The organism is Caballeronia eucalypticola (assembly GCF_047608185.1).
Taxonomy (GTDB): domain Bacteria; phylum Pseudomonadota; class Gammaproteobacteria; order Burkholderiales; family Burkholderiaceae; genus Caballeronia.
Window position 1 is genome coordinate 26,966 of the sequence record NZ_JBLKRU010000032.1, and the last position, 24,996, is coordinate 51,961.

Here is a 24,996-nt window from a genome sequence, read left to right on the forward strand (position 1 = left end):
TCATTGCGAGCCAGCCTTGGGCATTTCCGCCGTGCCGGCACCATAGAAACGCACGAGGTCCCTCTTGAGCGAATGCAGGGCTGCATCGTCGAGATAGATCATGTGGCCCGTCGGATAATACGTGCGCTGTACGTTTGCTCGCAGCGACGGGTCCAGCTCCATATGGGCCAGATCGTATTCGGTCTGAAAGAAAGGCGTCGCCAGATCGAAGTAACCGTTAACCGACAGCACGCGAAGCTGGGGATTTTGCCGTATTGCTTCAGCGAGGTCGCCGGCCGCATAGGGCAACTGGAGTTGCTCTCCCCACCACGCGCGATGTTTCCAGTTCCACTGTCTCAACGCTTCATCGTTGAATACGCGATACGCGTCCTTCGCTTCGAAGTGAAGGTCTTGCGCAAGATGTTCGTGGAACGCGGCAACGAAGGCGCTCGACACGCTGGTGACCGAGGGATCATAGTCGGGGCGTCCGTCGGCGTCGTCGAGGTCGATGCCTTCGAATCGCGCGTCGTAGCGGCCCACCGTGCGCGATTCGCTTCGCAGCAGTTGCTTGCGAAACCGTGATGGCCAGATTTGCAGCCGCGTCTGTTTGACGTAGTTCACATCGAGCCCCGTGTAATGCGCCACACGTGCGGCAATTGCGTCGCGATCCGAATCAGAGAGCGAATCACCCGCTGCCAGCGCTTGCGCGTAGGGGCCGGAAGCGAACGCGCGGGCCTCGTCGAGGAACGCCGGCAAGCTTGGCGGCTTGGGGACAATCTTGTCGTGGTACCAGGCAATGGCCGCGTAGGTCGGCAAGTAGCTCTCGCTTTCCAGATCGGTCCCTTCCATATGCGCGCCCGAGTTAAGGATCGATGACATCAACACGACGCCGTTCAACGCAATGTTGTTCTGGCTCAAACGGTACGCAAGCATGGCGGCGCGCGCTGTTCCGTACGATTCACCGAGCAAGTACTTCGGTGAATTCCAGCGCTGGTTGATGCTCAGGTAGCGTTCGATGAAGTGTTGGAACGCGTCCAGATCTTCATCGACGCCCCAAAAGCGCTTGCCGGTTGCGTGGCCTACGATCCTTGAGAAGCCTGCGCCGGGTGCATCGATAAAGACCAGGTCGGTGGTATCGAGCAGGCTGTCCGGATTGTCCGCGAGCACATAAGGTGCCGGTGCCGTGATAGCGGGACTCGATGTATGTGCGCGCTTGGGTCCGAACGATCCCATCAGCAAGAAGACGCTGCCCGCACCCGGGCCGCCGTTAAAGAGAAACGTGATGGGACGCGCGGCCGTGCTTTTCGTATCCGCGATGTAGGCGACATAAAAGACGCTGGCTTCCGCCTGCCCCGCGTTGTTGCGCAGAAGCAGATTGCCGGCCGTTGCCGTGTAGTCGATCTTGCGGCCGTCAAGCCTGACTGAATGCTGCGTGACCGACGTGGTTTCCGGCGGGACCGGTATCACGGTGTCCGCTTTCGATTCGCTGGCGGTGTCGGTGGTGGCAGCTGTTCGCGCAGCGCTTGGGCGGTTGCGGTGAGCGGGGTTGATGTTTGCATCCGATGCGGCGCGGTCGTTGACTTGAGCGGAGGGCTTCGCCATGTCCGGGTGCGATAGCGTCCCGGCAGGCGACGAAGCGGCAGCGCTCGGCGGCGCTTGCGTATCTGCGGGGGCGGCCGATGGGTCGGCCGGTGCTGCGCCGCCTTCCTGAGCCATGGCAGAGGGCAAACCGCCGGCAAGGCTGAGCATGAACAGGCCGCTTATCAGACTGCTCATCAGGCCACTTACCGCTGAGTAGAAACTTGCGCGCATCTTGGTCCCGGCCATTTTTGTTTCTCTGGGTGCAGGCTGGATTCTCGATAAGCCTACCTGTTGCGTCAATAGCGTTGTTGTCATCGGAGGCAAGACGCAAGATCCGTAAGCGCACATGTAAGTATTTCGAAGTCGTAGTGTCAGCCAAGGCGCTTTCCGGTCACAAATACGACTCGAAGCAAGAGACAAGCTAATGATGTTTGAGTTAACCCTTAGCACTTTCCCCCGTTCACTCACTCGATGCCATCGACCACGAGATCGGTTCGCCTATCCGCTTACGCTTTCCTATACTTGGAACAACCAGAGATAACAAACTGTTTCTCGCCTGACAATTAAGCCAGCTTCGGATCGAACCAGAACAAACGATGGACGATCCGTACCCGAGGGTCAAAGGCTCCCGGAAGCGGCCATCTGGAGGAGACATGGGACGACATGCACTCGCTGCAACCGGCGCTGAGAACGTCGGTGAGCCCCAGCCACATCGGCCGGCCGTAGTGGGTCTCGCGCTGGCTGCCCTTGGCGTGGTTTATGGCGATATCGGCACCAGTCCGTTGTACACGCTGCAAACCGTCTTCGATCCCGCCAACGGCTTGAAGCTGGAAGCCGCGAATGTGATCGGCATTGTCTCGCTGATCTTCTGGTCGCTGACGGTGGTCGTCTCGCTTAAGTACGTGACGCTCATCCTGCGTGCGAACAACCACGGCGAGGGCGGGATCATGGCGCTGCTGGCGCTTGCCGCGTCTTCGGTGGCGGATCGTCCGCGGCTTCGGCGCGTGCTGCTGGGTGTCGGTGTGATGGGCGCAGCCCTGTTCTATGGCGATGGCGTCATTACGCCCGCTATCTCGGTGCTGAGCGCGGTTGAAGGACTACAGGTCGCGACACCGCTCCTCAAGCCCTATGTCATCCCCATCACGCTTGCCGCGCTGATCGCGTTGTTCATGATGCAAAAGCACGGGACGTCCGGCATTGGCGCGGTGTTCGGGCCGATCATGGTGGTGTGGTTCATCGTGCTGGCCGGCGCCGGGCTCGTCCAGATCATGAACGCGCCGCATATCCTGGTCGCGCTCAACCCGCTTGCGGGGCTGGCATTTTGCCTGCATCACCAGTGGCTGGCGTTCGTCGCATTGGGGGCCGTGGTGCTCTCGCTGACGGGCGCAGAGGCGCTCTATGCCGACATGGGGCACTTCGGCGCGCATCCGATCCGGCTTACATGGTTCGGCATGGTGTTCCCGGCACTTGCGTTGAATTACCTCGGGCAGGGCGCGTTGCTGCTGTCTGATCCGTCCGCTGTGCAAAACCCGTTCTATCGATTGTTCCCGGTATGGTCGCTTTACCCCATGGTCGTGTTGTCGACGATAGCCACGGTCATCGCCTCGCAAGCCGTGATCTCAGGCACCTATTCGATGACCAAGCAAGCGATGCAGCTCGGCTTCCTGCCGCGCATGAATGTGGTGTACACATCGGCGAAGGAGATAGGGCAGATCTATGTTCCGGGGATCAACTGGACCTTGCTGGTTGCCGTGGTGGCGGCTGTGATCGGGTTCGGTTCATCGACTGCGCTGGGGTCGGCTTACGGCATTGCCGTGACCGGCACCATGCTCATCACGACCGTGCTTACGTTCTTCGTGATTCGTTATGCGTGGCATTACAACTGGCTGCTTTGCCTGGGCGCGACGGCGTTTTTCTTTGTGATTGATGCTACGTTCTTCTCCGCCAACCTGCTCAAGATCACGCAAGGCGGGTGGTTCCCGCTTGCTATCGGGCTGCTCATGTTCGCCGTCATGACGACGTGGGGACGTGGATGGGAAATCATGCTGGGAGAAGCCAAGGTACGGGCGGGGACCACGCCGCTAAAGCCGTTCCTTGAGTCGTTGCTGGCTCGTTCGCCGGTGCGGGTTAACGGAACGGCGATTTTCCTTTCGCCAGATCCTCATGGCGTACCGCACGCACTGCTTAACAATCTGATGCATAACCAGGTATTGCATCGGAGAGTGGTTTTCCTGACGGTCTCGAACAAGGAGGTTCCGTGGATTGAGGAGCGCGAGCGCGTCACGGTGAAATTGCTGTGTGGCGATTGCTATCACATCACGATCGCTTATGGCTTCAAGGACGAGGTCAACTTGCCGCGGGCCCTCGAAGCATGCAAGGCGTATGGGCTTGCGTTCGAGCAATCGGAGACATCGTACTTCCTGAGCCGCGCTACGGTGATACCCAAGAAGGATAGGGAAAGGTGTATGGCATTGTGGCGCGAGCGATTGTTCGGCGTCATGTTGCACAACGTCGGCAATGTGTCCGCCTATCTCAAGTTGCCGACTAATCGTGTGGTTGAATTTGGATCGAAGGTGGAGATTTGAGGGCCGGGCTGGGGAGGGCAGTGCCGGGATGCTAGGTTCTGGCGTTAGCGGTCGGAGTTGGTGCCGGGGTGCTGCTTTCCAGGTCTTCGCGGGTTTTATTCTGATTGTTCTCTTTATCACTATTAGCCACTGTGCGTGGCGGCACGTCATTTCTTTGTCCAAAGCGACAAAGAAACGAAGCAAAGAAAACGCTTTCACCTCTCTAAAAATTAAGTGTCCACAGCGTGCAGTTTTATTTCATTGGTACCCCAAAAGCACGGTGCTCGCAAGAGCGAAGGATGTGTGAACCCCTCTTTCTCGCGAATCCTGACAGTAAAACGCTTCGCCCCGTACGCTCTCGGGCAAGCACCAGTGTTCCACGGTCCGCACGGCCTCACGCACTTGTATGGGTGAGGTTCTTCGCCCGTTAGCTGCTCGGTTTGCGCTGTCATTTTGGGGGTTAGGCCCTACGCATTCTGCAGCCTCGTTTCTTGGTGGGTTGGCGAAATGGTTCGGTATGCGTACAAATTCGGTGATTGGTTCTAGGCGGATAGCGCGGGGTGCTGTTCGGGCAGGTTCACTCACTGGTGGCGAAGCGTGGGGTATCCGTGTTCGGAGAAAGAGGGGTTCACACATCCGTGGCTCTTGCGAGCACCGTTCTTTTGGGGCACCCATGAAATGGAACTGCACGCTGTGGACACTTAGGGTAGAGCGGTGAAAGCGTTTTCTTTGCTTCGTTTCTTTGTCGCTTTGGACAAAGAAATGACGCGCCGCCACGCGCAGTGGCTAATAGTGATAAAGAGAACAATCAGAATAAAACCCGCGAAGGCCTGGAAAACAGCAACCCGGCAATGAACCCGACCGCTAACCTCGGAACCTGGCAACCCGGCACAAACCCCGACCATTAACACCAAACCCTAGCAACCCCCAACGTGCAAAAGCCCCCCATTCAAGCCATCACGCCGCTATGCTCCGACACCAGCGTCTCGATCAACGCGCTCAGATCGCGAGTCGCCTCATTCCGCATGGTCGGCGCGACATGAAGCTCCAACTCCGCGGGTGGTAGCCCCGGCAGACCATCCGATTCCCCAAACGTGCGCCAACACGCCGGCAGCGTCCGACGATCAATTATGGTCACCGCCGCACCATGATTCACGGCAATCCGAATGCCAGTCGGACTCTGGCTCGTGTACACAAGCTGATAATCCCGGCCGATAGCAGTCAGCGCCTGCAACCCGCGTTGCCGATACGTACAACTTTCATCGAAGAGAGCGAGCGGTACCGGCGCATCGGCGCATAACTCGAAGTCGCGATGCGCTGCCCACACCAGTTCCTGACGCGCTAGGGGTTTTCCCCCGGCGCGCTCGCCATGCCGCACAACTAGCGCCAGATCGAGTTCACCCGCACCTAGCCGCTCGAGCAATTCAAGCGATGTACGGCAATGAATATGCGGCCGCGCGCCGGGCCGTAACGCATAAAACGCCCGCAGCAATTCCGGCAGCCATAGCTCCGCATAATCTTCCGGCAGCCCAAAACGAATCACGTTGCCGCGGCTACCGCGCGTCAGTGATGCAATCGCTTCGTTCTGCACCTGCAATATCCGCCGCGCGTGGATCAGGAAATTCTCGCCATCGCTTGAGAGCGCGAAATGACGGCTATTGCGCAGGAACAGGTGCGCGCCGAGCCGCTCCTCCAGCGTGCGGATACGCAGGCTGATGGTCGATTGCGTGCGATGAAGCTGGCGCGCCGCCGCCGTAAAACCGCCGCTTTCGGCCACTACGACAAACGCACGCACGAGTTCCGCATCGAGTGAAGCGATCTTCGACCAATCGGGTTCGCTAATGGAATCCATCGGAAATACTCGCTTTCCAAAAGAAATTGGCCGCCAAAAGATCGGGCAGTCGTTTGCAGATTCTGTTCGCAGATTGTTGTTGAAGTCGCCCCGTAAATCCACTCGCCAAAATATCGATTTGGAGCCTGCCGTGGTTCTCTCCGCTTTACTTGCCGATGCCGAATGCCTTGATCTCGGCGATATCGTCAACACCGACCGCTATCCCCTGCATGACCCGGACAGCCCGCGCCTGAACGAACTGGTGGCGAATTGCCGTGCGGAGCTGGCCGCGAGCGGCAGCGCCGTGCTGCACGATTTCCTGCGCCCGGAGGCGCTGGAACGGGCACGCAACGAAGGCCGCGCGCTGGCCGCAAAAACCTACTTTTCAACCCGTAAGGTGAACGCCTATTTCACTGCCGATGACCCCACGTTGTCCGATGCCGATCCGCGCCGCATCTTCATGGACCGCACCAGCGGCTTCGTGACACGCGACCTGATTCCGGCAGACGCAATCGTGCATCGCATCTATGTCGCCCAGGCGATGAAACGTTTCGTGGCCGATTGCCTGGGAGAAACCCGGGTCTGGGAATACGCCGATCCGTATGCGGGTCTGGTGCAAAACGTGATGCCGCCCGGCACCGAGCAGCCGTGGCATTACGACACGAACGAATTCATTGTTTCGATGATGACGCAGCAACCCACCGTCGGCGGTGACTTCGAATACTGCCCGAATATTCGCACGCCGCAAGGTGAGAACTATGAAGCCGTCGGCCGCGTAGTACGAGGGGAAACCCGCGACGCCATCAACGTCATCACCTTGCGTCCGGGCGACCTGCAATTGTTCAAGGGCCGCTTTTCGCTGCACCGCGTCACGCAGGTGGCGGGCGATGTCGAGCGTCACACCGCCATTTTTGCGTACTCGCAAAAGCCTGGCGTGATCGGACGGCTTGAACGAACCCGCCAGTTGTATGGCCGCGTTTCGGAAGCGCATCTGGAAGCCGAGCAACGGCTCGTTCGCGCTGATAGCCTGGTTGATTAACCCCTACAAAAAGCCCACATGTCGATTATTCGCCCCACTCATCTTCCTGAAGATTGCGAACCCACGGCTGCCGAAATTGCGCAGATTCAACGTGACCGGCTGGCCGCCGTGCGCCGTGAATTGAAGAAGCGCGATCTCACCGCCGCAGTGCTGTTCGACCCGACTCACATGCGCTACGCCACCGGCTCGCGCAACATGCAGGTCTATTCAATGCGCAACCCGGCGCGCTATGTGTTCGTGCCGGCAGAAGGCAAGGTCGTGCTGTTCGAGTACGCAGGTTGCGACTTTCTGGCTGACGGTCTGGACACTGTCGATGAAGTCCGTCCCGCGACCGCGATCTCCTATTACTTCTGCGATGACATGCTCGGCCAGGTGACCGAGCGCTGGGCAGCAGAGATCGATGAGTTGATGAAACAAAGCGGCGGCGGCAAGCGCATCGCGATTGAAAGCGCGACATCTGCAGCAGCGTTCGCGTTGCAGGCCCGCGGTTATCAGGTCTTCGACGCACAGGAGCCGCTCGAACGCGCCCGCGCGATCAAGGTGTCCAACGAAATCAAGATGATCCGCGCTTCGCTGCGTGCCGCAGAAGATGGCGTGCGCAAACTGGAAGCGGCGCTCGTGCCGGGCATTAGCGAGAACGAGCTGTGGTCGCATCTGCATCAGCACATCATTGCAACCGATGGCGACTACATTGAAACGCGCCTGATCAGTTCGGGACCGCGCACCAATCCGTGGTTCCAGGAAAGCAGCCCGCGCAAGATCCAGTCGGGCGAACTCGTCGGACTTGATACCGACGTGGTCGGCCGTTTTGGCTACTACGCGGATTTTTCGCGCACGTTTCTTTGCGGCGATGTGCAAGCGACGGCTGCGCAAAAGAATCTCTACCAGCTTGCGTACGAGCAGATTCATTCGAACATGGAGAACGTGCGCGCCGGCACGACTTTCCAGGAGTTCATCGCGCGCGCGTGGAAGATTCCCGAGCCTTATCGCGCACGCCGATATTTCGCGCTTGCTCATGGCGTTGGCATGACGGGCGAGTATCCGTACATCGTGCATAGGGAAGACAACGAGGCCAAGGGTTATGACGGCGTGATCGAACCGGGCATGACTCTGTGTATCGAGAGTTATATCGGACACGAGGCGGGCGGCGAGGGTGTGAAGCTGGAAGAGCAACTCTACATTCGCGACGACGGCCGCGTGGAACTGCTCTCGGACTATCCGTTCGAGGCGCGACTGCTGGCCTGATCCTCGCAGCGCTATTGACCCCATTCATCTTTTGATCGACCGCCCGCGCTGCGCGCGGGCGTCATCCGTATCTGGAATCCGCCATGCAGAAGCTGTTTAGAAAAGTATTCGTGTACGCATGCCTGTTGTGCAGTTCGGCCGTGTGGGCCGCCTCAAGCCCGCAGGACAAACCGATCACGATCGGCGTGAATAACTGGGCAGAGAATATTGCGGTTGCCAACCTGTGGAAGGTGTTGCTGACGCAAAAGGGCTATACGGTCAGGTTGCAACCCGGCGACAAGGCGATCATCTATAGCGGCGTGGCACAGGGCAAGCTCGATCTCACGTTTGAAGTGTGGTTGCCGTCTGCCGACGGGGCGCCTTACGACAACGTCAAGGCGCATGTTGAAAAGATCGGCCCGTGGTTCGACAAGGCGCAACTCGGATTGGCGGTGCCGGACTACGTGCCGGTCCAGAGCGTCGACCAGTTGAACGCACAGGGCGCTCAATTTATCCACGATGGCAAACCGACCATCTTCGGCATTGAATCGGGCAGCGGCCTGATGAAGCTCACAGCGAAGGCCAAGGGCGACTATGCGCTGGACTACAGCGTGCTGCCGTCGTCGGAAGCGGCCATGCTGATCTCATTGCAACGCGCCGAGCAACGCAAGGAGCCCATTGTGGTGACCTTGTGGAATCCGCATTGGGTGTGGGCGAAATACAAGCTGCACTATCTCAAGGACCCGAAGGGCACCTTTGGGTCCCCCGACGCAATCTATGCAATAGCGGCATCGGACTTCACCGCCAGCCAGCCTGATGCGTCGCGCTGGCTGCATCAATGGAAGATGGATGACGAGACGCTTGGCGCGCTGATGAATGACATTCGCAGCGAAGGCGACACGCAGCCGGAGAAAGGCGTTTCGTTGTGGATCAGCAAGAACCCGGCGCTAGTGGCGCAGTGGCTGAAGTAGCCGGCTTTATCAGGTCATCCGACGCGTCATACCCATCGATAAAAAACCACTCCCCCGAACTCCCCATAGGTGCAAGACGATGCTCAAACGATTCTTCAAAGCAAGCATTTCAGCGCTGGTCGTGGTTGCCGCCAGCGCCGGTACTGCGCATGCCGCAGGGACTTTCTGCAGCTCGGGCAAGACCGTGCACTTCGCGGGCATTACGTGGGAAAGCGGCGCGTTTGCGACTGAAGTGTTGCGGCAAATCCTTGAAAAAGGCTACGGCTGCGCCACGGATGTCGTACCCGGCAGCACGGCCGCTACCGAGACTGCGTTGGCAAGCAACGACGTGCAGGTCTGGGCCGAGCAATGGACCGGCCGCAGTGAGATCACATCGAAAGCAGTCGCCGCCGGGAAGGTCAAGCTTATTGGCGACACGCTGCCGGGCGGCACGAAAGAGGGCTGGTTCGTGCCCGAATACGTGATCAAGGGCGACGCGTCCCGCAACATCAAAGCGAGCGCGCCTGGCCTGGTTGCCGTGACCGACCTGCCGAAATACAAGGAGCTGTTTGCCGATGATGAAGAACCGGAGAAGGGCCGTTTCCTGAACTGCCCGACGGGCTGGGATTGCGAACGGGTGAACACCCGTTTGCTCAAGGTGCTGGGACTCGATGCAACCTACACCAACTTCCACCCCGGCACGGGCGCGGCGCTGGATGCATCGATCGAATCGGCATATCAGCGCGGTAAGCCGATGGTGTTTTATTACTGGGGACCGGCTGCGTTGATGGCGAAATACAAGTTCGCCGAACTCAAGATGCCGCCGTATAACGACGCCTGCTGGAAGACGTTACGCGATGAAAGCAGTACGAAGCAATGTGCTTCGTCATACATGGTGTCGCATGTGACGGTAGGGGTTTCGACGCCTTTCAGCGAAGCCGAACCGCAAGCTATCGAGATGTTCTCGAAGGTCCATTTTCCGATGGACTTCCTGAACAGTACGATCCTTGAAATGACATCGAAGAAGATCGACGGCTCGGCTATGGCGACCACGTTCCTGCGCACGCATCCGGAGATGTGGAAGACCTGGGTGCCGGCCGATGTAGCGGCCAAGGTGCAGGCCAAGCTGGGCACTTGAACACGGGCCTTTCCACGCGACCCTTCTCTAAGCGAGAGAAATCATGACGTCCATCTTTCCGCATCTATCGCTTGCCGACCCGATTAACGACAAGGTTGCATTGCTGGTCCAGAACTATGGCGATGCCTTCCACTCGTTCAGTCTGGTCGTGCTGAAATACCTGCTGGTGCCGCTTGAAAGCGGCTTGCGCATCACACCGCCGTGGCTGCTTCTTATACTCGCGGGCCTGCTCGCCTGGCACGCCACACGCAAGCTCTCGCTGGCCGCGTTGTTCGTGTTGCTGCTCTATGCAATCGGCGCGTTCGGTCTGTGGGACAAGCTGATGCAGACGCTCGCGCTGATGCTGGTCGCAACCGTGCTGTCGATCGTGCTGGGGATTCCGCTTGGCATCCTGTGCTCGCAGAATCGATGGGTGCGCCGCGGATTGTTGCCCGTGCTCGATGTGATGCAGACGTTGCCCAGCTTCGTGTACCTGATCCCGGTGCTGATGCTCTTCGGGCTTGGCAAGGTGCCCGCCATCTTCGCCACGGTGATCTATTCGCTGCCGCCGCTGATCCGGCTGACGGACCTGGGCATCCGGCAAGTCGATGGTGACGTCGTGGAAGCGGCTCGCTCTTTTGGCACCACACGCGTCCAGATGCTGATAGGCGTGCAGTTGCCGCTGGCACGGCCGAGCATCATGGCGGGGATCAACCAGACCACCATGATGTCACTGTCCATGGTCGTGATTGCATCGATGATCGGCTCGCGCGGCCTGGGTGAAGACGTGCTCGCCGGCATCCAGACACTCGATGTCGGCAAGGGCATGCAGGCGGGCATCGCCATTGTGATTTTGGCGATAGTCATCGACCGGATCTCGCAGGGGTACGGGCAGGAACGGCGTGCACGCATGGCGCTTAGCGCGAACAGAAGGGCGCGCGTGCAGGCTCGCCAGAGCGCGCGCAGCGCCGGTCTAGGCGAGCCTGAAGCGGCGGGTGATGCCGCATCGCGTCACGTCTGACCCTCATCTATTCCTCTAGCGGAGCGCGAACATGACAGCTATCCGAGTCAGTAACGTCTACAAGATCTTCGGCCCGACGATGACCCACGCACGCGTGATCGACATGCTCAGGCACGGCGCGTCGAAGGCGGATGTCCTCGCCGACAACGGTTGCAACGTCGGCCTCAACAACATCAACCTGAATATCGAGGCCGGTCAGGTCTTCGTCATCATGGGCCTGTCCGGGTCCGGAAAGTCGACGCTCGTGCGCCATTTCAACCGGCTGATCGATCCCAGTGCGGGCGAGATCGTGATCGACGGCGAGAACATCCTGTCGCTCAACGCAGCGGGGCTGCGCGAGTTCCGGCGGCATCGCGTGAGCATGGTGTTCCAGAACTTCGGCCTGTTGCCTCATGCAACGGTGCTGGAGAACGCGGCCTACGCATTGCGTGTAAGAGGCGAACGCCACGATGTAGCGAACCAGAAGGCCCGTACGTGGCTCGGCAAGGTAGGCCTGGATACTTACGGCGATAAATTCCCCGACGAGCTCTCGGGCGGGATGCGTCAGCGCGTCGGGCTTGCCCGTGCGTTAGCGGCGGACACGGAAGTGCTGCTGATGGACGAAGCATTTTCGGCACTTGATCCGTTGATCCGGACCGAGATGCAGGATCAGTTGCTCGAACTGCAGAGGACGTTGAACAAGACCATCGTCTTCATCACGCACGACCTCGACGAAGCATTGCGCCTTGGCACACAGATCGCGATTCTCCGCGATGGCGAACTCGTGCAACAAGGCACGCCTGAAGACATTCTGCGTTTCCCGGCGAACGACTACGTCCGCCGGTTCGTCGAGCGACGGGCGGACCGCGTCGCTGGCTGACTGAGCGCCTATACCAGCCGTTCACATCCTGATGACATCCATCACGGTTTTCTTCTTGTCCTTGAACTGATAGATCGTGATGGCCGCATCCTTCAGATCGCCATGCGGATCGAACGCAATGCGGCCGATCACGCCGTCATATTGTGTCGATGGCATCGCCGCAAGCACCTTCGTGCGTTGCGTCGAGTCCGCGCGTTTTATCGCGTTGTAGATCACGTAGACGGCGTCATAGGTGAACGGCGCGTAAGCATCGATCGGCGTATTGAAACGGGCCGCATAGCGCTTTTCGAAGTCCTGTCCCTTGGGCATCTTCGAGAGCGCGAGACCCGCCTCTGAACAGGTCACGTTGCCGATCGCATCGCCGGCCAGATCGATCATCTTCTCCGTGCACGCGCCGTCGCCGCCCAGCACCTTCGCCGTGATCCCGAGATTGCCCGCCTGCTTGGCCAACGGCCCGGCGGTCGCATCCGAGCCGCCGTACATGATGACGTCGGGACGCAAGCCTTTTATCTTCGTCAGGATCGCGCGGAAGTCGGTCGCCTTGTCGTTGGTCGCTTCGCGCGTGACGATCATGCTGCCGTTCGCTTTTGCGGCCTTTTCGAATTCATCGGCGAGGCCCTGGCCGTAGGCAGTGGAGTCGTCGATGATCGCAATCCGCTTCGCATGCAGCGAGTCGAGCGCGTAGTGGGCGAGTGCAGGGCCCTGAAGCGCGTCGGTAGCGACTACGCGAAACGTGGTCTTGTATCCCTGCAGCGTGTAAGTGGGATTGGTCGACCCTTGCGAAATCTGCACGATGGCCGCTTCGCTATAGATCTTCGATGCAGGGATCGAGACGCCCGAATTAATGTCGCCCACAACCGCCACCACGCCGTCGTCCACCAGCTTCTGCGCGACCTGCGTGCCGGTACGCGGATCGGCGGCATCGTCCTGGGAATCGAGTTGGAACCTGACCGGCTTGCCGCCAATCGTCGGATGCTGGCCGTTGATTTCGTCGATCGCCAGCCGCGCAGCATTCTCGCTGTCCTTGCCCATATGGGAAAGCTGCCCGGTCAATGGGGCAGCGTGGCCGATCAGGACGACCCTCGGGTCGGCGGCATAGCTTTGTCCGCTAATGGTCAGGAGAACCGCGGCGGCGAGGGTGGAGCAAGCGGGACGCGCGAAACAAAGCGGGGCGGAAGAGGAAGTCACGGGCGGATCCTTGAGGCTTGGAGAGTGAGCGGGCTGGCCGCGTTCATCGAACACGGCCGGCGACACGGGAAGCGAATGAGGCTCAGTATTCAAAGGCCAATTTGCCACGTCCAGCGACTAATTCTGCTGGCCGGCAATAAACAAATCTAATGCCTCGCGAAAGTCGCGCGGTTTCATTCAACATGAGCGAGTGAGTCGACCGTGTAACGGTGCCGCAGGCTGCGTCCCAGTACCGGATCGTGTAGCTCAAGCTCATAGCCCGATCCTGCGCTTAGTTCGCCGAGCACGGCTTGCGTGCCGCAGAACATCGCCGATCCGGGCGGCATGGCGGCCGCGCCGAAACTTCGTTCGATCAGGTCTTGCGGATGCAGCAAGCGCGCGAGCGTGCCTTCCTGGTACAGCGCGGGATAGGCGTCATCGTCGATTCGCCAGCTCCGCGCGATCAGCGAATCCCAATGCGGGGCGACATCGGCATAACGCCAGAGCACCGTGCTTAACGGCTTCGCGCACATCTGCTTGGAGACCGCGACGTCGTAACTTTCCACACGGCGATCCGTGTGATCGGACCCTATGCCGACGAGCAAGCCGTCGGCGGCGGTCTGGATCAGCACGACTTCGACCTCGCCGGACGAGTGAACGCCAACCACATCGATGGCGTCCTCGGTCGTCAGCAAGGCGGGCGAGACCAGGTAAAACGTCGGCACTGACGCCGGACGTTTGACGCCGAGCGCTTCCAGTTCGCGGATATGGTGCTCGACATCGCGCGCGTCCCGCCCTGCCCAGCCGGCGATGACGAGGCGGTTCACCGTCACCTCTATACCCGCGCCGTCGTCTATCCTGCATTCAAGTGTCTTCATCAAAACCTTTCACCCGGTGGATTCAATGAATGACAGTCTTGAAGAAGGGCGCGGCGATGTCCAACAAGTAAATGTGGGCCCACGTGGTCACTTTTTCTTGTCACGCCGGAATTCTTCCAGCTATAAACTGAGAGGGAATGATTTGGTCGATGCTCGCCGCTTCGCCACTCAACGCATCAGCCGGAGTGCGCCATGAATGTCCGTTTTCTCGAAACGTTTGTATGGCTCGCCAAACTGCGCAACTTCCGGATGACGGCCGAGCATTTGCACGCGACCCAGGCCGCCATCTCCAGCCGGATATCGGCTCTGGAGCAGGAGTTTGGCGTGCGTCTGTTCGATCGCGGTCCACGCGATGTGACGCTCACGCAGGAAGGCACCAAGGCCCTCGCGTTCGCCGAGCAAATCCTGAAGCTGAACCGGGACATGCTCGCGAGCGTCAGCGACCGCTCCAAGGTATCGGGGCTGCTGCGGCTCGGCGTGATCGAGTCGGTCGTGCATACATGGTTGCCGAACTTGCTGAAGCGGGTGCGGGAGGAGTATCCGAACCTGACCATTGAACTGACGTCGGACACCACGGCCAATCTTTCCGGGCATCTGATCAATGGCAACGTTGACGTGGCGCTGCTGACCACGAACGTGACGGGCAGCGACGCCGTCAACATTCCGCTGGGGACGCTTCCCATGCGATGGGTGGCGAGCCCTTCGCTCAATCTATCGGCTGAAGCGCTTTCGGAGGCCGAGCTGGCTGCGTTTCCTATCGTTAGTTTTGCGCGGCACTCGGCGCCGCATGGTTTCCTCACTGACTTGTTCGGAGCCAGCGGAGAGACCACCGTCCAGATCAATTGTGTGTCGTCGGTGGCCGCGATCATCCGTCTTGTTATCGATGGCTTCGGCATAGCCGTGCTGCCGACTGCCTTCGTCATGCACGAGTTGCAATCGGGAGGGCTGCAATTGCTGCAGGTGACGCACCGCGTTCCGGCTCTCCCGCTCGTTGCCACGTTCAGGCGCAGCCCGGACAGCTTGTTGTGCGAATCCATTACGCGGCTTGCACTACAAGTGGTGCGCGATTTCAGTCTCGCCAACGGCCCCGATTTCGCGTTGCTTCCCAGCACGAACGACACGCCGGTTCCATCATCAGCTCTCCACGTCCCATCGAAAAATGCCGACTGATTTTTATCCTTCTTTAGCGATTCAACCGCTCAGCGCCGAGGCTTTCAGTGCCTATGGCTGGATGCTGGGCAAACCGCTTAAAACCGATGGTCACGTTCCCGCTTACACAAGTCCGGCATCGGATTTCTGGCGCGAACATCTCTTCGATACAGGCGTGGCCGGCGAGACCGAAGTGCTATGGGTGAAGTATCGGAACGCCGATGAAACAGTCGCAAGTCTCGAAGCCCATTGGCTCACGCAGCAAGCCATCGTGCCGCTGACCGCGCCTGTTATCCAGATCGTTGCAACGAGCATGGAGGGCGGCCAACCCGATATGGAATCACTGCGCGCGTTTTGGGTGCCACAAGGCGAGGGCATCTGCATGCGGCCGCATTGCTGGCATGCAACGCGCGTATCGCAAGGCGAGTCGACATGCTTGATGCTCACGCGGCGCTCGACGACCTACGACCTGGTGGTTCATCTGGAGACCGGAGCGCCCGCATGCGAGAGCGCGATCAAGTCGATTCCGGCACACAGGCTCGCGGGTCTGTAGTTGCCACAACCACGTCCCTTCAAGCCCGTTTCAACCGCCCAAGCTTATCCGCTGCCGCCATCCGATCGTCGTGTGTTTCTCGCAGTATGTCGACGAATTCCATGGTCAGGCGAGTCCGTGGCTGATGCGGGGGAAACAGCAAATAGATGGGAAACAGGACCGCTGGCATGAACGGACGGATCTCGATCCCAGGCCCTGCAAAATCTTGTGCAACGATAGGATGCGACAACGTCACGCCCATGCCGCTGCGAACCATCTCGCAGCAGATGGCCGAGTATTGAGCCTCGATTGCCATGACCCGTTCAACGCCTGCATGCGCGAAGACCTCGTCCATCTGCGCGCGTGTGCCGTCGCCATGACACAGCGATATATAGGGTTCTCCCTGAAAATCTTTCGGCTTGAGCGACGCTTTTTTTGCCAGCCGATGACCCGCGGGCAGCACGCCTACCGCCGCCACTTTCGACAGCAACTCGACCTCGCAATTGGACGCTTCACTTGGATAGATCGCGACCCCAAGGTCGCAGAACTGCGAACTCGTCCAGTGATTGACGGTGCCTGAAGTGTTCACATGCAGCGAGACGGTGACTTCCGGATGCAATGCCTGGAAGCGCTGGATCGCGTGCGGCACGAGCGTCATTCCCGCCGACGGCATTGCTGCAATGCGCAATCGACCGGTTCCCAGATTCTTGATCTGAGCCGCCGCATTCGTCAGCCCCTGAAGGCCCACATACGCCCGTTCCACCTCACGAAAAAACGCATTTCCTTCGCTAGTCGGAATCAGGCGGACGCCGCTACGCTGGAACAGCAGCAGTCCGGTTTCGCGTTCGAGTTGCGATATCAGGCGGCTGATATTGGGCTGCGACGTGAACAATTCCTTGGCCGCAGCAGTCATTGAACCCGCCAACATGACTGCCCGAAACGCCTCTATGTGCTTAAGATTCATTGAACGAAACCCATATCATCCTCGTATGGATAGTTATTTTATTCTTATTGGACGATATGCCTCGCGACGAACAAAATAAATTTGCCTGATCACATTCCGCAACCGTTCGCGCCGCATAGTCTGGAGAACCGCACATGAAACAACTGCAACAAATCCGTTGCCTGTCGTCTACTCATTTGTCTTCTCGTTCGTATCTGCGGCCGCTGCTGGCCGCGCTCGGCTGCGCCGGGGCATTGTCGGGATCGCTGCTGGCACACGCTGAAACCACGCTGTATGTGGCGAACGTCGGCGGCTCGAATGAGACCATGTATCGCGACAAGATCATCCCGCCGTTCGAGAAAGCGCACGACGTCAAGATCGTCTACGTCGCCGGTAACTCCAGCGACACGCTCGCGAAATTGCAGGCGCAAAAAGGGCATCAGCAGATCAACGTCGCGGTCATGGATGACGGTCCGATGTACCAGGCGATGCAGATGGGTTTGTGCGCGAAGGTCGAGGAAGCGCCGGTGATGAAGGACCTGTATCCGCTTGCGCGTCTTGGCCCGACCTCGGTGGGTGTCGGCATGGTCGCGACCGGCATTGGCTATAACGCGGACGCCTTCAAGAAGATGGGCCTGCCCGCGCCGAATTCCTGGAACGTGCTGTACGACAAGCGCCTGAAGGGCAAGCTCGGCATGCCGCCCATCACCAATACATACGGCCTGCATACGCTGGTGATGCTCGCGCGTTTGAACGGCGGCGGCGAGAAGAATATAGACCCGGGGTTCACCGCGATGACCAAGCAGGTCGCACCGGATGTCCTCTCGTGGGCGCCGACGCCCGGCGAGATGGACGGCCTCATGCAAAGCGGCGACGTGATCATCGCGCCGTATGGCAGCGGCCGCGCCGTTGCGCTGCAGAACACCGGTTTCCCGCTGAAGTTCTTCTATCCGAAAGAGGGCGGCGTTGCGCTGCAGGTTGGCGCTTGCGCCATGGCGGAGAACGCGCAGCCCGCGTTGTCGCAGCAGTTCATCCAGTACCTGTTGAGTCCGCAAGTGCAGACGATCCAGGCACAGGCAATTGGCCTCGGACCGGTCAACAAGACCGTGCAACTGACGCCGGACGTGGCGGCGCGCGTGCCGTATGGTCCTGAGCAGATATCGAAGCTGGTCGCAGTGGACTGGACGACGATCAATCAACATAGAACCGAGTGGACCGAACGCTGGAATCGCAGCGTGGAGCGGTGAGCTTTACCTTCGCCCGCGCACCACGACCGCCGACTTTAACTCACGGACGCACATGAGCTTTCTGACCCTCAAAGGCATCTCGAAGCACTACGGCGACTTCACCGCGATCGAGCATATTGACCTCGATGTCGAGCGTGGTGAGTTCCTGTCGCTGCTCGGTCCATCCGGTTGCGGCAAGACCACGACCTTGCAGATGATCGCGGGATTCGTCACGCCAAGCACCGGCAACATCCTGCTCGATGGCCGCGACATTACGCATGAGCGACCGGAGAAACGCGGCATGGGCGTGGTGTTCCAGAGCTATGCGTTGTTTCCGCATATGACGGTGAACGGTAACGTCGGTTTCGGCCTGGAAATGCGCAACATGAAACGCGCGGCGCGCGCCGAACGTGTGGCAGAAGCGCTCGACCTCGTGCGTCTGAACGGACTGGGCGGGCGATATCCGAAAGAGTTGTCGGGTGGTCAGCGACAACGTGTGGCCATCGCCCGTGCACTTGCGATGCGCCCCGAACTACTCCTGCTCGACGAACCGATGTCCAACCTCGACGCCAAGTTGCGCGAGGAAATGCACATCGAATTGCGATCGATTCAAAAGCGCCTTGGCATAACCACCATTCTTGTCACGCACGATCAGGTCGAAGCCATGACCATGAGCGATCGCATTGCGGTGATGCATCGTGGAAAGATTGCCCAATTGAGCACGCCGTTCGAAGCGTACGAGCGGCCGGAGACGCCGTTTGCATCGGCATTTCTGGGCAAGACTAATTTGCTGCCCGGCGCGGTATTGCGCCTCAACGCGCGTTGCGCTGAAGTCGATGTGGCGGGCACCACGCTCAAGGTTCCGCACGAAGGCCGAGATGTGCAAGGCGAGGTGAACGTCTATATCCGCCCGGAGAAGGTTCATCTCACGACGATGGGTACGCAAGGTGTGCGTGCCACCGGCCGCATCACCACGCGGGTGTTCACCGGCAACCAGTGGCTTCTCCTGATCGATACCGGTCTTGGGCAACTGAGCGTGGCGCAGTCGAACAACGGCGCTCCGCCGCCCGATGAAGGCGCGCAAGTCGGCGTGGCCTGGTCGGACGACGACCTGCGTGTGCTCCAGAAGGAGGGACACCATGGCCACGCTTGACAACGATCGCGCGGGCGCCGCGCCGTGGCTCCTCTCCGCACCCGCGTTGCTGTTATTCGGCAGCCTGCTGCTGGTGCCGCTGTTGTTGACGCTGGTACTGTCCTTCCACGTTTTCAGCGATAGCCAGGGCACGCTCCCGACCTACACGTTGCGCAACTACCTCGAAGTGGTCACCGATCCGTACTACGGTGCAATCTTCGCGCGCACTGCGGGCATGGCGTTCGCGGTGACCTTCCTCTGCGTAGTGCTGGGCGTACCGGAGACCATCGTGCTCGCACGGATGAAGCGGCCGTGGCAATCCATCTGTCTGCTTGTCGTGCTGGGTCCGCTGTTGATATCGGTAGTGGTGCGCACGCTCGGCTGGCAGATCCTGCTGGGTAACAACGGTGTACTGAACAATGCGCTGCAGGCGCTTCACATCACGGATGAACCTATTCGCTTGGTCTTCACCATGACAGGCGTTGTGATCGCGCTGACGCACGTGCTGGTGCCCTTCATGGTGATGTCGGTATGGGCGACGTTGCAGAAGCTGGACCCGCAAGTGGAATGGGCCGGCCGGTCGATGGGCGCGTCGCCTTTTCGCGTGTTCCGGCGTGTGGTGCTACCGCAAATCCTGCCGGGCATCTTGTCTGGATCGATCATTGTGTTCGCGCTGTCGGCATCGGCGTTTGCGACGCCCGCGCTGATCGGCGGCCGACGTCTAAAGGTGGTTGCAACCGCTGCGTACGACGAGTTTCTCGGCACACTGAACTGGCCTTTGGGCGCGACCATCGCGGTCCTGCTGCTGATCGCCAACGTGGCAATCGTGCTGGGTTGCAGTCGTCTTGCCGAACGCCGCTTCAAGCACATCTTCGATTGAACCGGGAGACGTCATGAAACAAAACGGATTCCTGGGGCTGCTGTTCAACGCGCTGTTTCTCGCGTTCATCGCCGCGCCGCTCGTTGTCGTGATCGCGGTCTCGTTCACCGACAAGGGCTTTATTTCTCTCCCATTCGATGGCGCGTCGCTGCGCTGGTTCAGGGCGCTCCTGCACAACGACCAGATCGTCGATGCCTTCTGGCTCTCGGTGCGCCTCGCGCTGGTGGCCGCGACAATAGGCGTAGCGCTCGCGTTGCCGGCGGCGCTTGCTATCGCCCGATATCGCTTTCCTGGGCGCGGCGCGCTGACCGGTTTTTTCCTGTCACCCATGATGATTCCCGCCGTGGTGCTCGGCATTGCGTTCCTGCGATTTCTTAGCTTGCTCGGACTCGGCGGGTCGTTCTGGGCGCTCTGCGCGACGCACGTGATCATCGTGTTGCCGTACGCGTTGCGGCTGGCGTTGTCATCGGCTATTGGCCTTGATCGCGATGCCGAACGGGCCGCGTTGTCATGTGGCGCGAGCCGCTTCACCGCCTTTCGCCGCGTCGTGCTGCCGATGATCCGCACGGGCGTGGCCGGCGGCTGGGTGCTGTCGTTCATCCAGAGCTTCGACGAACTCACCATGACCATTTTTGTCGCGACACCGGGCACGACTACGCTGCCCGTCGCGATGTACAACCAGATCGCGCAGACGATCGATCCGCTGGTGGCCTCCGTGTCGACCGTGTTGATCGTCGGCACGATAGTTCTGATGCTGGTGCTCGACCGGATGGTCGGTCTGGACCGCGTCCTGATTGGAGAAACACGATGAGAGGTCATTCAGTCGACAGTCCCGACGTGCTGGTGGTCGGGGGCGGGCTGGTAGGAACGGCAGTAGCCTATGGGCTCGCGCGCGAAGGGGCCAAGGTAACGGTGCTGGATCAGGGCGATGGCGGTTTTCGCGCGTCGCGCGGCAATTTCGGGCTGGTCTGGGTGCAGGGTAAGGGATACGGATTGACACCCTACGCACGCTGGTCGCGCAGTTCGTCAAGACTGTGGCCGGGGCTCGCAGCGGCGTTGCTGGAAGAGACCGGCATTGATGTATCGCTCAAGCAGCCCGGCGGTTTCCATCTATGTTTCTCTGATGAAGAACTGGCCGAGCGCGAAAAGCGGCTGTCTACGCTACAGACAGAACTTGGTGATGAGTATCCCTATCAATTGCTCGATGCGCGCGAGTTGCGTGAACGTATTCCGACCGTCGGACCTGAGGTGATCGGCGCAAGTTATACGCCGATGGACGGTCATGTGAATCCGCTCAAACTGCTGCGGGCGTTGCACGAAGCCATGCAGCAGCGCGGCGTGACGCTGGTCAATGGCGAAGATATCGGGCGCATTGTTCCCGAGACGAACGGCTTCGCCGTGCACGGCAAGAAAGCTGTGTGGCGCGCGCCGAAGGTTGTGCTGTCAGCAGGTCTCGGCAACCGCGCGCTCAGCGCCCAGGTAGGTCTGCATGCGCCGGTTGCACCGAATCGCGGACAGGTGCTGGTCAGTGAACGTGTCGCTCCGTTCCTGCATTACCCGACCATCAATGTGCGCCAGACGGATGAAGGCTCAGTGCAGTTCGGCGACTCAATGGAAGAGGTCGGCTACAACGACTTCACGACCGCCGACGTGCTCTCGACCATTGCGCGGCGCGGCGTGCGTGCGTTCCCCTTGTTGAAGAACGTGCGGCTGGTACGCACGTGGGCGGCGCTGCGTGTCTATAGCCCCGATGGCTTCCCGATCTACGAACAGTCGCTGCAGTATCCGGGCGCGTTCGTCGTGACCTGCCACAGCGGCGTGACGCTTGCGGCAGCACATGCCATGCGCATCGCTCCATGGATCAAGGGTGGTCCGATCCCCGATGAACTCGCCGCGTTTCGAGGTGGCCGCTTTCTCGCCGCCGAGCACGCGACCAGCCATGCTCACTAACCGCTTCAACGTCTCGCTTGCATCGGCCCTGAAGACGATGCACCCGGAACGCCGACATTCCGCTTTGCCTCGAGCTGTCCGACTATGACTTCAAAACCGCTATTCAAAGTGCTCACGCCGGCTACCGATGCTCAGGCCACAATTCATATCTGGTTCAACGACCAGCCGCTCAGCGTACCGGGCGGACGCTCGGTTGCTGCCGCACTGCTTGCTGCCGGAGTCCAGCGGTTTCGCGCGACGCCGGTGTCGCGCGCGCCACGTGCGCCCTATTGCATGATGGGCGCGTGCTTCGAATGCCTGGTGGAGATCGACGGCATGCCGAGCCGGCAGAGTTGTCTCGTGACGGTAAAGGACGGCATGCGTATCCACTCGCAAGAGGGCGCGCGCGACTTGCCGCCGTCTTCGGACATGAACCCGCTGGAGAACGCACATGGCCGCTGATACCGTCGATGTCGCCGTGATCGGCGCCGGGCCTGCCGGGCTCGCGGCCGCGACGCAGGCCGCGAGAGCCGGCCTGTCCGTGGTCCTGCTCGATGAACAGGAAGCGGTTGGCGGCCAGATCTATCGGGCGATTGAACGTAGCGACGCGCAGCGCCGCGAAATCCTCGGTCCGGACTATGCGGCGGGTGCGGCGCTGGCGAGCGAGTTTGCGCGTTCAGGTGCGCGTTATGTGCCGAACGCGTCGGTCTGGCAAGTCACGCGCGAGCGCTCGGTGCACTACCTCAAAGACGGCAAGGTGAGCAGCTTCGAGGCCCGGCGCGTAGTGCTCGCGACCGGCGCGCTTGAACGGCCCTTCCCGATTCCGGGCTGGACGCTGCCCGGCGTGATGACAGCCGGCGCTGCACAGATCCTGTTGAAAAGCGCGGGCGAAGTGCCGGCCGAACCGCCCATACTCGTGGGCTGCGGACCGCTGCTGTACTTGCTCGGATGGCAGTACGTTCGCGCGGGCGTGCCCATTCGCGCGCTGGTGGATACCACGCGTCACGAGGACCGCTGGCGCGCCAAGCGCCACATGTTGTCGGCTTTGCGTGCGTGGCCGTATCTGAGCAAGGGCCTGCAACTCATGAGGACCTTGCGCGACGCAGGCGTGGCAATGCACGAAGCCGCCGACGAACTTCGGGTGGAAAGCGGTATCGATGAAGACGGTTCCGAACGCGCACGCGCGCTGAATTTTTCGGTGCGGGGCGTCTCGCATCGGATTGAGGCGAACGTCATCCTGCTGCATCAGGGCGTGGTGCCCAATACGCAGTTCACGCATTCGCTCAGGGCGTCGCATAAGTGGGACGAAGCGCAATTATGCTTCGCACCCTTAACCGATCAATGGGGCGAGCTCGATGTCCCCGGCATCTTCGTCGCGGGCGATGGCGGCGGGATAGGCGGCGCGCAGGCGGCCGAGACGCAGGGAGAAGTGACCGCGCTGGCGATCGCTGCGCAGCTCGGCGCGATTGATACCGCCGCGCGTAACCGCAGCGCCGCGCCGCTGCTTCGACGCCTCGCTGAAGTCATGCGCATTCGTCCTTTTCTCGACAGTCTTTATCGTCCACGCGATGAAAACCGTATGCCCAAGGACGAGGTTATCGTGTGCCGATGTGAGGAAGTCACCGCCGGCGAACTGCGAAGCTTCGTGAAGCTCGGCTGTCTCGGACCGAACCAGGCGAAGTCCTTCGGCCGATGCGGCATGGGCCCATGTCAAGGCCGGCTGTGCGGATTGACCGTGACCGAAGTGATCGCCGATGCACGCAGCGTGCCTCCCGAGACTGTTGGCTACTATCGCATCCGTCCGCCGATCAAGCCGCTCACGCTCGGAGAACTGGCTGGTGAATAATCCCGTCGCCAAAGAGTCGGACGTGCTGGTAATCGGCGGTGGACTGCATGGATCGAGCAGTGCATTCCATCTCGCGCGCCGTGGTGTGAGCGTGACCGTGCTGGAAGCCGATTACGTCGGCCGCCACGCATCGGGTGTCAATGCAGGCGGCGTGCGCACGCTTGGCCGGCCAGTGCCCGAGATTCCTCTGGCGCTGATGTCGCGTGAGATCTGGCATGACATCGCTGATACCGTGGGCGACGACTGCGGTTTCGTGGCATCGGGTCAATTGAAGATTGCGGAGACCGGCGCCGAACTCGATGAATGCCGAGAACGTGTCGCGTTGCTCGAGTCGCATGGCTTCATGCATGAGAAAATCATCGATCGCGAGACCGTGCTTGAACTGGAGCCGGCACTCACGCCGCAGGTGACTGGCGGTATCTGGGTTGAACGCGATGGTTACGCGTTGCCGTTCCGGACAACGACCGCGTTCAGGCTGGCAGCGGAGCGTCATGGCGCTGTGTTTCATGAAGGCACGCCGGTCACGCGCATTGAACAGAAGGGCGAACGCTGGTTCGCGCATACACCGTCGGGCGTGTTTTCGGCCGCGAAACTGGTGGTCACGGCCGGGGCGTGGTCGGGCGAGCTTGCGGAGCAAGTGGGCGAGCCGGTGCCGGTTCATCCCGAAGGGCTGATGTTGATGGTCACGCATCGCGCCGCACCGTTTTGCCGAGCGACGCTGGGTGCAACGGGACGGCCGTTATCGTTCAAGCAATTCGATAACGGCACGGTTGTGATTGGCGGCAAGCTGATCGGAATAGCGGACCTGGCCGGACGTCACGGCGAAGTCGATTTCGCGCGGTTGGTCAAGAGCGCGAATACGGTCGTTGATCTGTTTCCGCACTTGCGCAATCTCGGCATCAATCGCGCATGGGCCGGCGTGGAAGCCTTCACCGACGACTCGTTGCCCGTGATCTCGCCTAGCCGGCGTGCGTCTAACCTGACCTATTCGTTCGGGTATTGCGGCAGCGGGTTTCAGCTGGGGCCGGCATGTGGGAAGCTGGTTTCAGAGCTGGTGCTGGACGGCGTGGCGTCCTTGCCGCTGGATGCGTTTGCCATCGACCGTTTCAAGGAAGTTGCGCCGGCATAGAGATGATTGATGGTTACTTT

General features: G+C 60.3%; 22 protein-coding genes. 17 read left to right on the forward strand and 5 right to left on the reverse strand.

The window, feature by feature from the left end; genetic code table 11:
• Entirely contained in the window at positions 1 to 1,755 is a 1,755-nt protein-coding gene (locus ACMX25_RS28540; protein WP_414953347.1) for a S10 family peptidase, read from the reverse strand.
• 458 nt (positions 1,756 to 2,213) lie between these two features.
• Here ACMX25_RS28540 and ACMX25_RS28545 point away from each other — a divergent pair, with 458 nt between their 5' ends.
• Positions 2,214 to 4,145 carry a potassium transporter Kup gene (locus ACMX25_RS28545; RefSeq protein WP_414953348.1) on the forward strand — a complete coding sequence of 644 codons (1,932 nt, stop codon included), beginning with the start codon at positions 2,214 to 2,216 and terminating at the stop codon, positions 4,143 to 4,145.
• Positions 4,146 to 5,073: 928 nt separating this feature from the next.
• On the opposite strand, the gene ACMX25_RS28550 is transcribed toward ACMX25_RS28545, so the two are convergent.
• Entirely contained in the window at positions 5,074 to 5,976 is a 903-nt protein-coding gene (locus ACMX25_RS28550; RefSeq protein ID WP_414953349.1) for a LysR substrate-binding domain-containing protein, read from the reverse strand.
• A 130-nt stretch (positions 5,977 to 6,106) separates the two neighbouring features.
• Between ACMX25_RS28550 and ACMX25_RS28555 the strand changes: the two genes are divergently transcribed.
• The 6 genes from ACMX25_RS28555 to ACMX25_RS28580 all read left to right on the forward strand — a co-directional run bounded on the left by ACMX25_RS28555 (position 6,107) and on the right by ACMX25_RS28580 (position 12,165).
• A complete protein-coding gene (locus tag ACMX25_RS28555; RefSeq protein WP_414953350.1) occupies positions 6,107 to 6,994 on the forward strand; it encodes a HalD/BesD family halogenase in 888 nt (295 codons plus the stop codon).
• An 18-nt stretch (positions 6,995 to 7,012) separates the two neighbouring features.
• Entirely contained in the window at positions 7,013 to 8,239 is a 1,227-nt protein-coding gene (locus ACMX25_RS28560; RefSeq protein WP_414953351.1) for a M24 family metallopeptidase, read from the forward strand.
• Positions 8,240 to 8,322: 83 nt separating this feature from the next.
• A complete protein-coding gene (locus tag ACMX25_RS28565) occupies positions 8,323 to 9,189 on the forward strand; it encodes a glycine betaine ABC transporter substrate-binding protein (RefSeq protein WP_414953352.1) in 867 nt (288 codons plus the stop codon).
• A gap of 79 nt (positions 9,190 to 9,268) precedes the next feature.
• Complete coding sequence (locus tag ACMX25_RS28570; protein WP_414953353.1) at positions 9,269 to 10,306, forward strand: ABC transporter substrate-binding protein; 1,038 nt, start codon at positions 9,269 to 9,271, stop codon at positions 10,304 to 10,306.
• A 43-nt stretch (positions 10,307 to 10,349) separates the two neighbouring features.
• On the forward strand, positions 10,350 to 11,306 hold the full coding sequence (locus ACMX25_RS28575) for an ABC transporter permease (RefSeq protein ID WP_462686301.1): 957 nt from the start codon (positions 10,350 to 10,352) through the stop codon (positions 11,304 to 11,306).
• Between the two features lie 31 nt (positions 11,307 to 11,337).
• A complete protein-coding gene (locus ACMX25_RS28580) occupies positions 11,338 to 12,165 on the forward strand; it encodes a quaternary amine ABC transporter ATP-binding protein (protein ID WP_414953354.1) in 828 nt (275 codons plus the stop codon).
• A 21-nt stretch (positions 12,166 to 12,186) separates the two neighbouring features.
• On the opposite strand, the gene ACMX25_RS28585 is transcribed toward ACMX25_RS28580, so the two are convergent.
• Positions 12,187 to 13,284 (reverse strand): branched-chain amino acid ABC transporter substrate-binding protein, encoded by a 1,098-nt coding sequence (locus ACMX25_RS28585; RefSeq protein WP_414953405.1) that lies wholly within the window; start codon positions 13,282 to 13,284, stop codon positions 12,187 to 12,189.
• Between the two features lie 242 nt (positions 13,285 to 13,526).
• Positions 13,527 to 14,210, reverse strand: coding sequence for a DUF2848 domain-containing protein (locus ACMX25_RS28590; protein WP_414953355.1), 684 nt, complete (start codon positions 14,208 to 14,210; stop codon positions 13,527 to 13,529).
• A gap of 192 nt (positions 14,211 to 14,402) precedes the next feature.
• Between ACMX25_RS28590 and ACMX25_RS28595 the strand changes: the two genes are divergently transcribed.
• Together ACMX25_RS28595 and ACMX25_RS28600 are read left to right on the forward strand one after the other, a co-directional pair.
• Positions 14,403 to 15,380: a LysR family transcriptional regulator gene (locus tag ACMX25_RS28595; RefSeq protein ID WP_414953356.1), complete on the forward strand. Its 978-nt coding sequence runs from the start codon at positions 14,403 to 14,405 to the stop codon at positions 15,378 to 15,380.
• Positions 15,370 to 15,912, forward strand: coding sequence for an ureidoglycolate lyase (locus ACMX25_RS28600; RefSeq protein WP_414953357.1), 543 nt, complete (start codon positions 15,370 to 15,372; stop codon positions 15,910 to 15,912). Before ACMX25_RS28595 ends, ACMX25_RS28600 begins: the two co-directional genes overlap by 11 nt.
• Positions 15,913 to 15,931: 19 nt before the next feature.
• Here the strand turns inward: ACMX25_RS28600 and ACMX25_RS28605 are convergent, their stop codons facing one another.
• Positions 15,932 to 16,855 carry a LysR substrate-binding domain-containing protein gene (locus tag ACMX25_RS28605; RefSeq protein WP_414953358.1) on the reverse strand — a complete coding sequence of 308 codons (924 nt, stop codon included), beginning with the start codon at positions 16,853 to 16,855 and terminating at the stop codon, positions 15,932 to 15,934.
• A 134-nt stretch (positions 16,856 to 16,989) separates the two neighbouring features.
• Here ACMX25_RS28605 and ACMX25_RS28610 point away from each other — a divergent pair, with 134 nt between their 5' ends.
• The 8 genes from ACMX25_RS28610 (at position 16,990) to ACMX25_RS28645 (ending at position 24,976) form a co-directional block, all read left to right on the forward strand.
• Entirely contained in the window at positions 16,990 to 18,081 is a 1,092-nt protein-coding gene (locus ACMX25_RS28610; RefSeq protein WP_414953359.1) for an ABC transporter substrate-binding protein, read from the forward strand.
• A gap of 52 nt (positions 18,082 to 18,133) precedes the next feature.
• Entirely contained in the window at positions 18,134 to 19,213 is a 1,080-nt protein-coding gene (locus tag ACMX25_RS28615) for an ABC transporter ATP-binding protein (protein ID WP_414953360.1), read from the forward strand.
• Positions 19,200 to 20,072: an ABC transporter permease gene (locus tag ACMX25_RS28620; RefSeq protein WP_414953361.1), complete on the forward strand. Its 873-nt coding sequence runs from the start codon at positions 19,200 to 19,202 to the stop codon at positions 20,070 to 20,072. Before ACMX25_RS28615 ends, ACMX25_RS28620 begins: the two co-directional genes overlap by 14 nt.
• 13 nt (positions 20,073 to 20,085) lie before the next feature.
• Positions 20,086 to 20,883: an ABC transporter permease gene (locus ACMX25_RS28625; RefSeq protein ID WP_299701158.1), complete on the forward strand. Its 798-nt coding sequence runs from the start codon at positions 20,086 to 20,088 to the stop codon at positions 20,881 to 20,883.
• Positions 20,880 to 22,022 carry an NAD(P)/FAD-dependent oxidoreductase gene (locus ACMX25_RS28630; RefSeq protein WP_414953362.1) on the forward strand — a complete coding sequence of 381 codons (1,143 nt, stop codon included), beginning with the start codon at positions 20,880 to 20,882 and terminating at the stop codon, positions 22,020 to 22,022. The genes ACMX25_RS28625 and ACMX25_RS28630 overlap by 4 nt, the downstream gene beginning before the upstream one ends.
• An 84-nt stretch (positions 22,023 to 22,106) precedes the next feature.
• Complete coding sequence (locus ACMX25_RS28635; RefSeq protein WP_414953363.1) at positions 22,107 to 22,463, forward strand: (2Fe-2S)-binding protein; 357 nt, start codon at positions 22,107 to 22,109, stop codon at positions 22,461 to 22,463.
• Positions 22,453 to 23,847, forward strand: coding sequence for an FAD/NAD(P)-dependent oxidoreductase (locus ACMX25_RS28640; RefSeq protein ID WP_414953364.1), 1,395 nt, complete (start codon positions 22,453 to 22,455; stop codon positions 23,845 to 23,847). The genes ACMX25_RS28635 and ACMX25_RS28640 overlap by 11 nt, the downstream gene beginning before the upstream one ends.
• Positions 23,840 to 24,976: an NAD(P)/FAD-dependent oxidoreductase gene (locus ACMX25_RS28645; RefSeq protein WP_414953365.1), complete on the forward strand. Its 1,137-nt coding sequence runs from the start codon at positions 23,840 to 23,842 to the stop codon at positions 24,974 to 24,976. The genes ACMX25_RS28640 and ACMX25_RS28645 overlap by 8 nt, the downstream gene beginning before the upstream one ends.
• Positions 24,977 to 24,996: the final 20 nt, after the last annotated feature.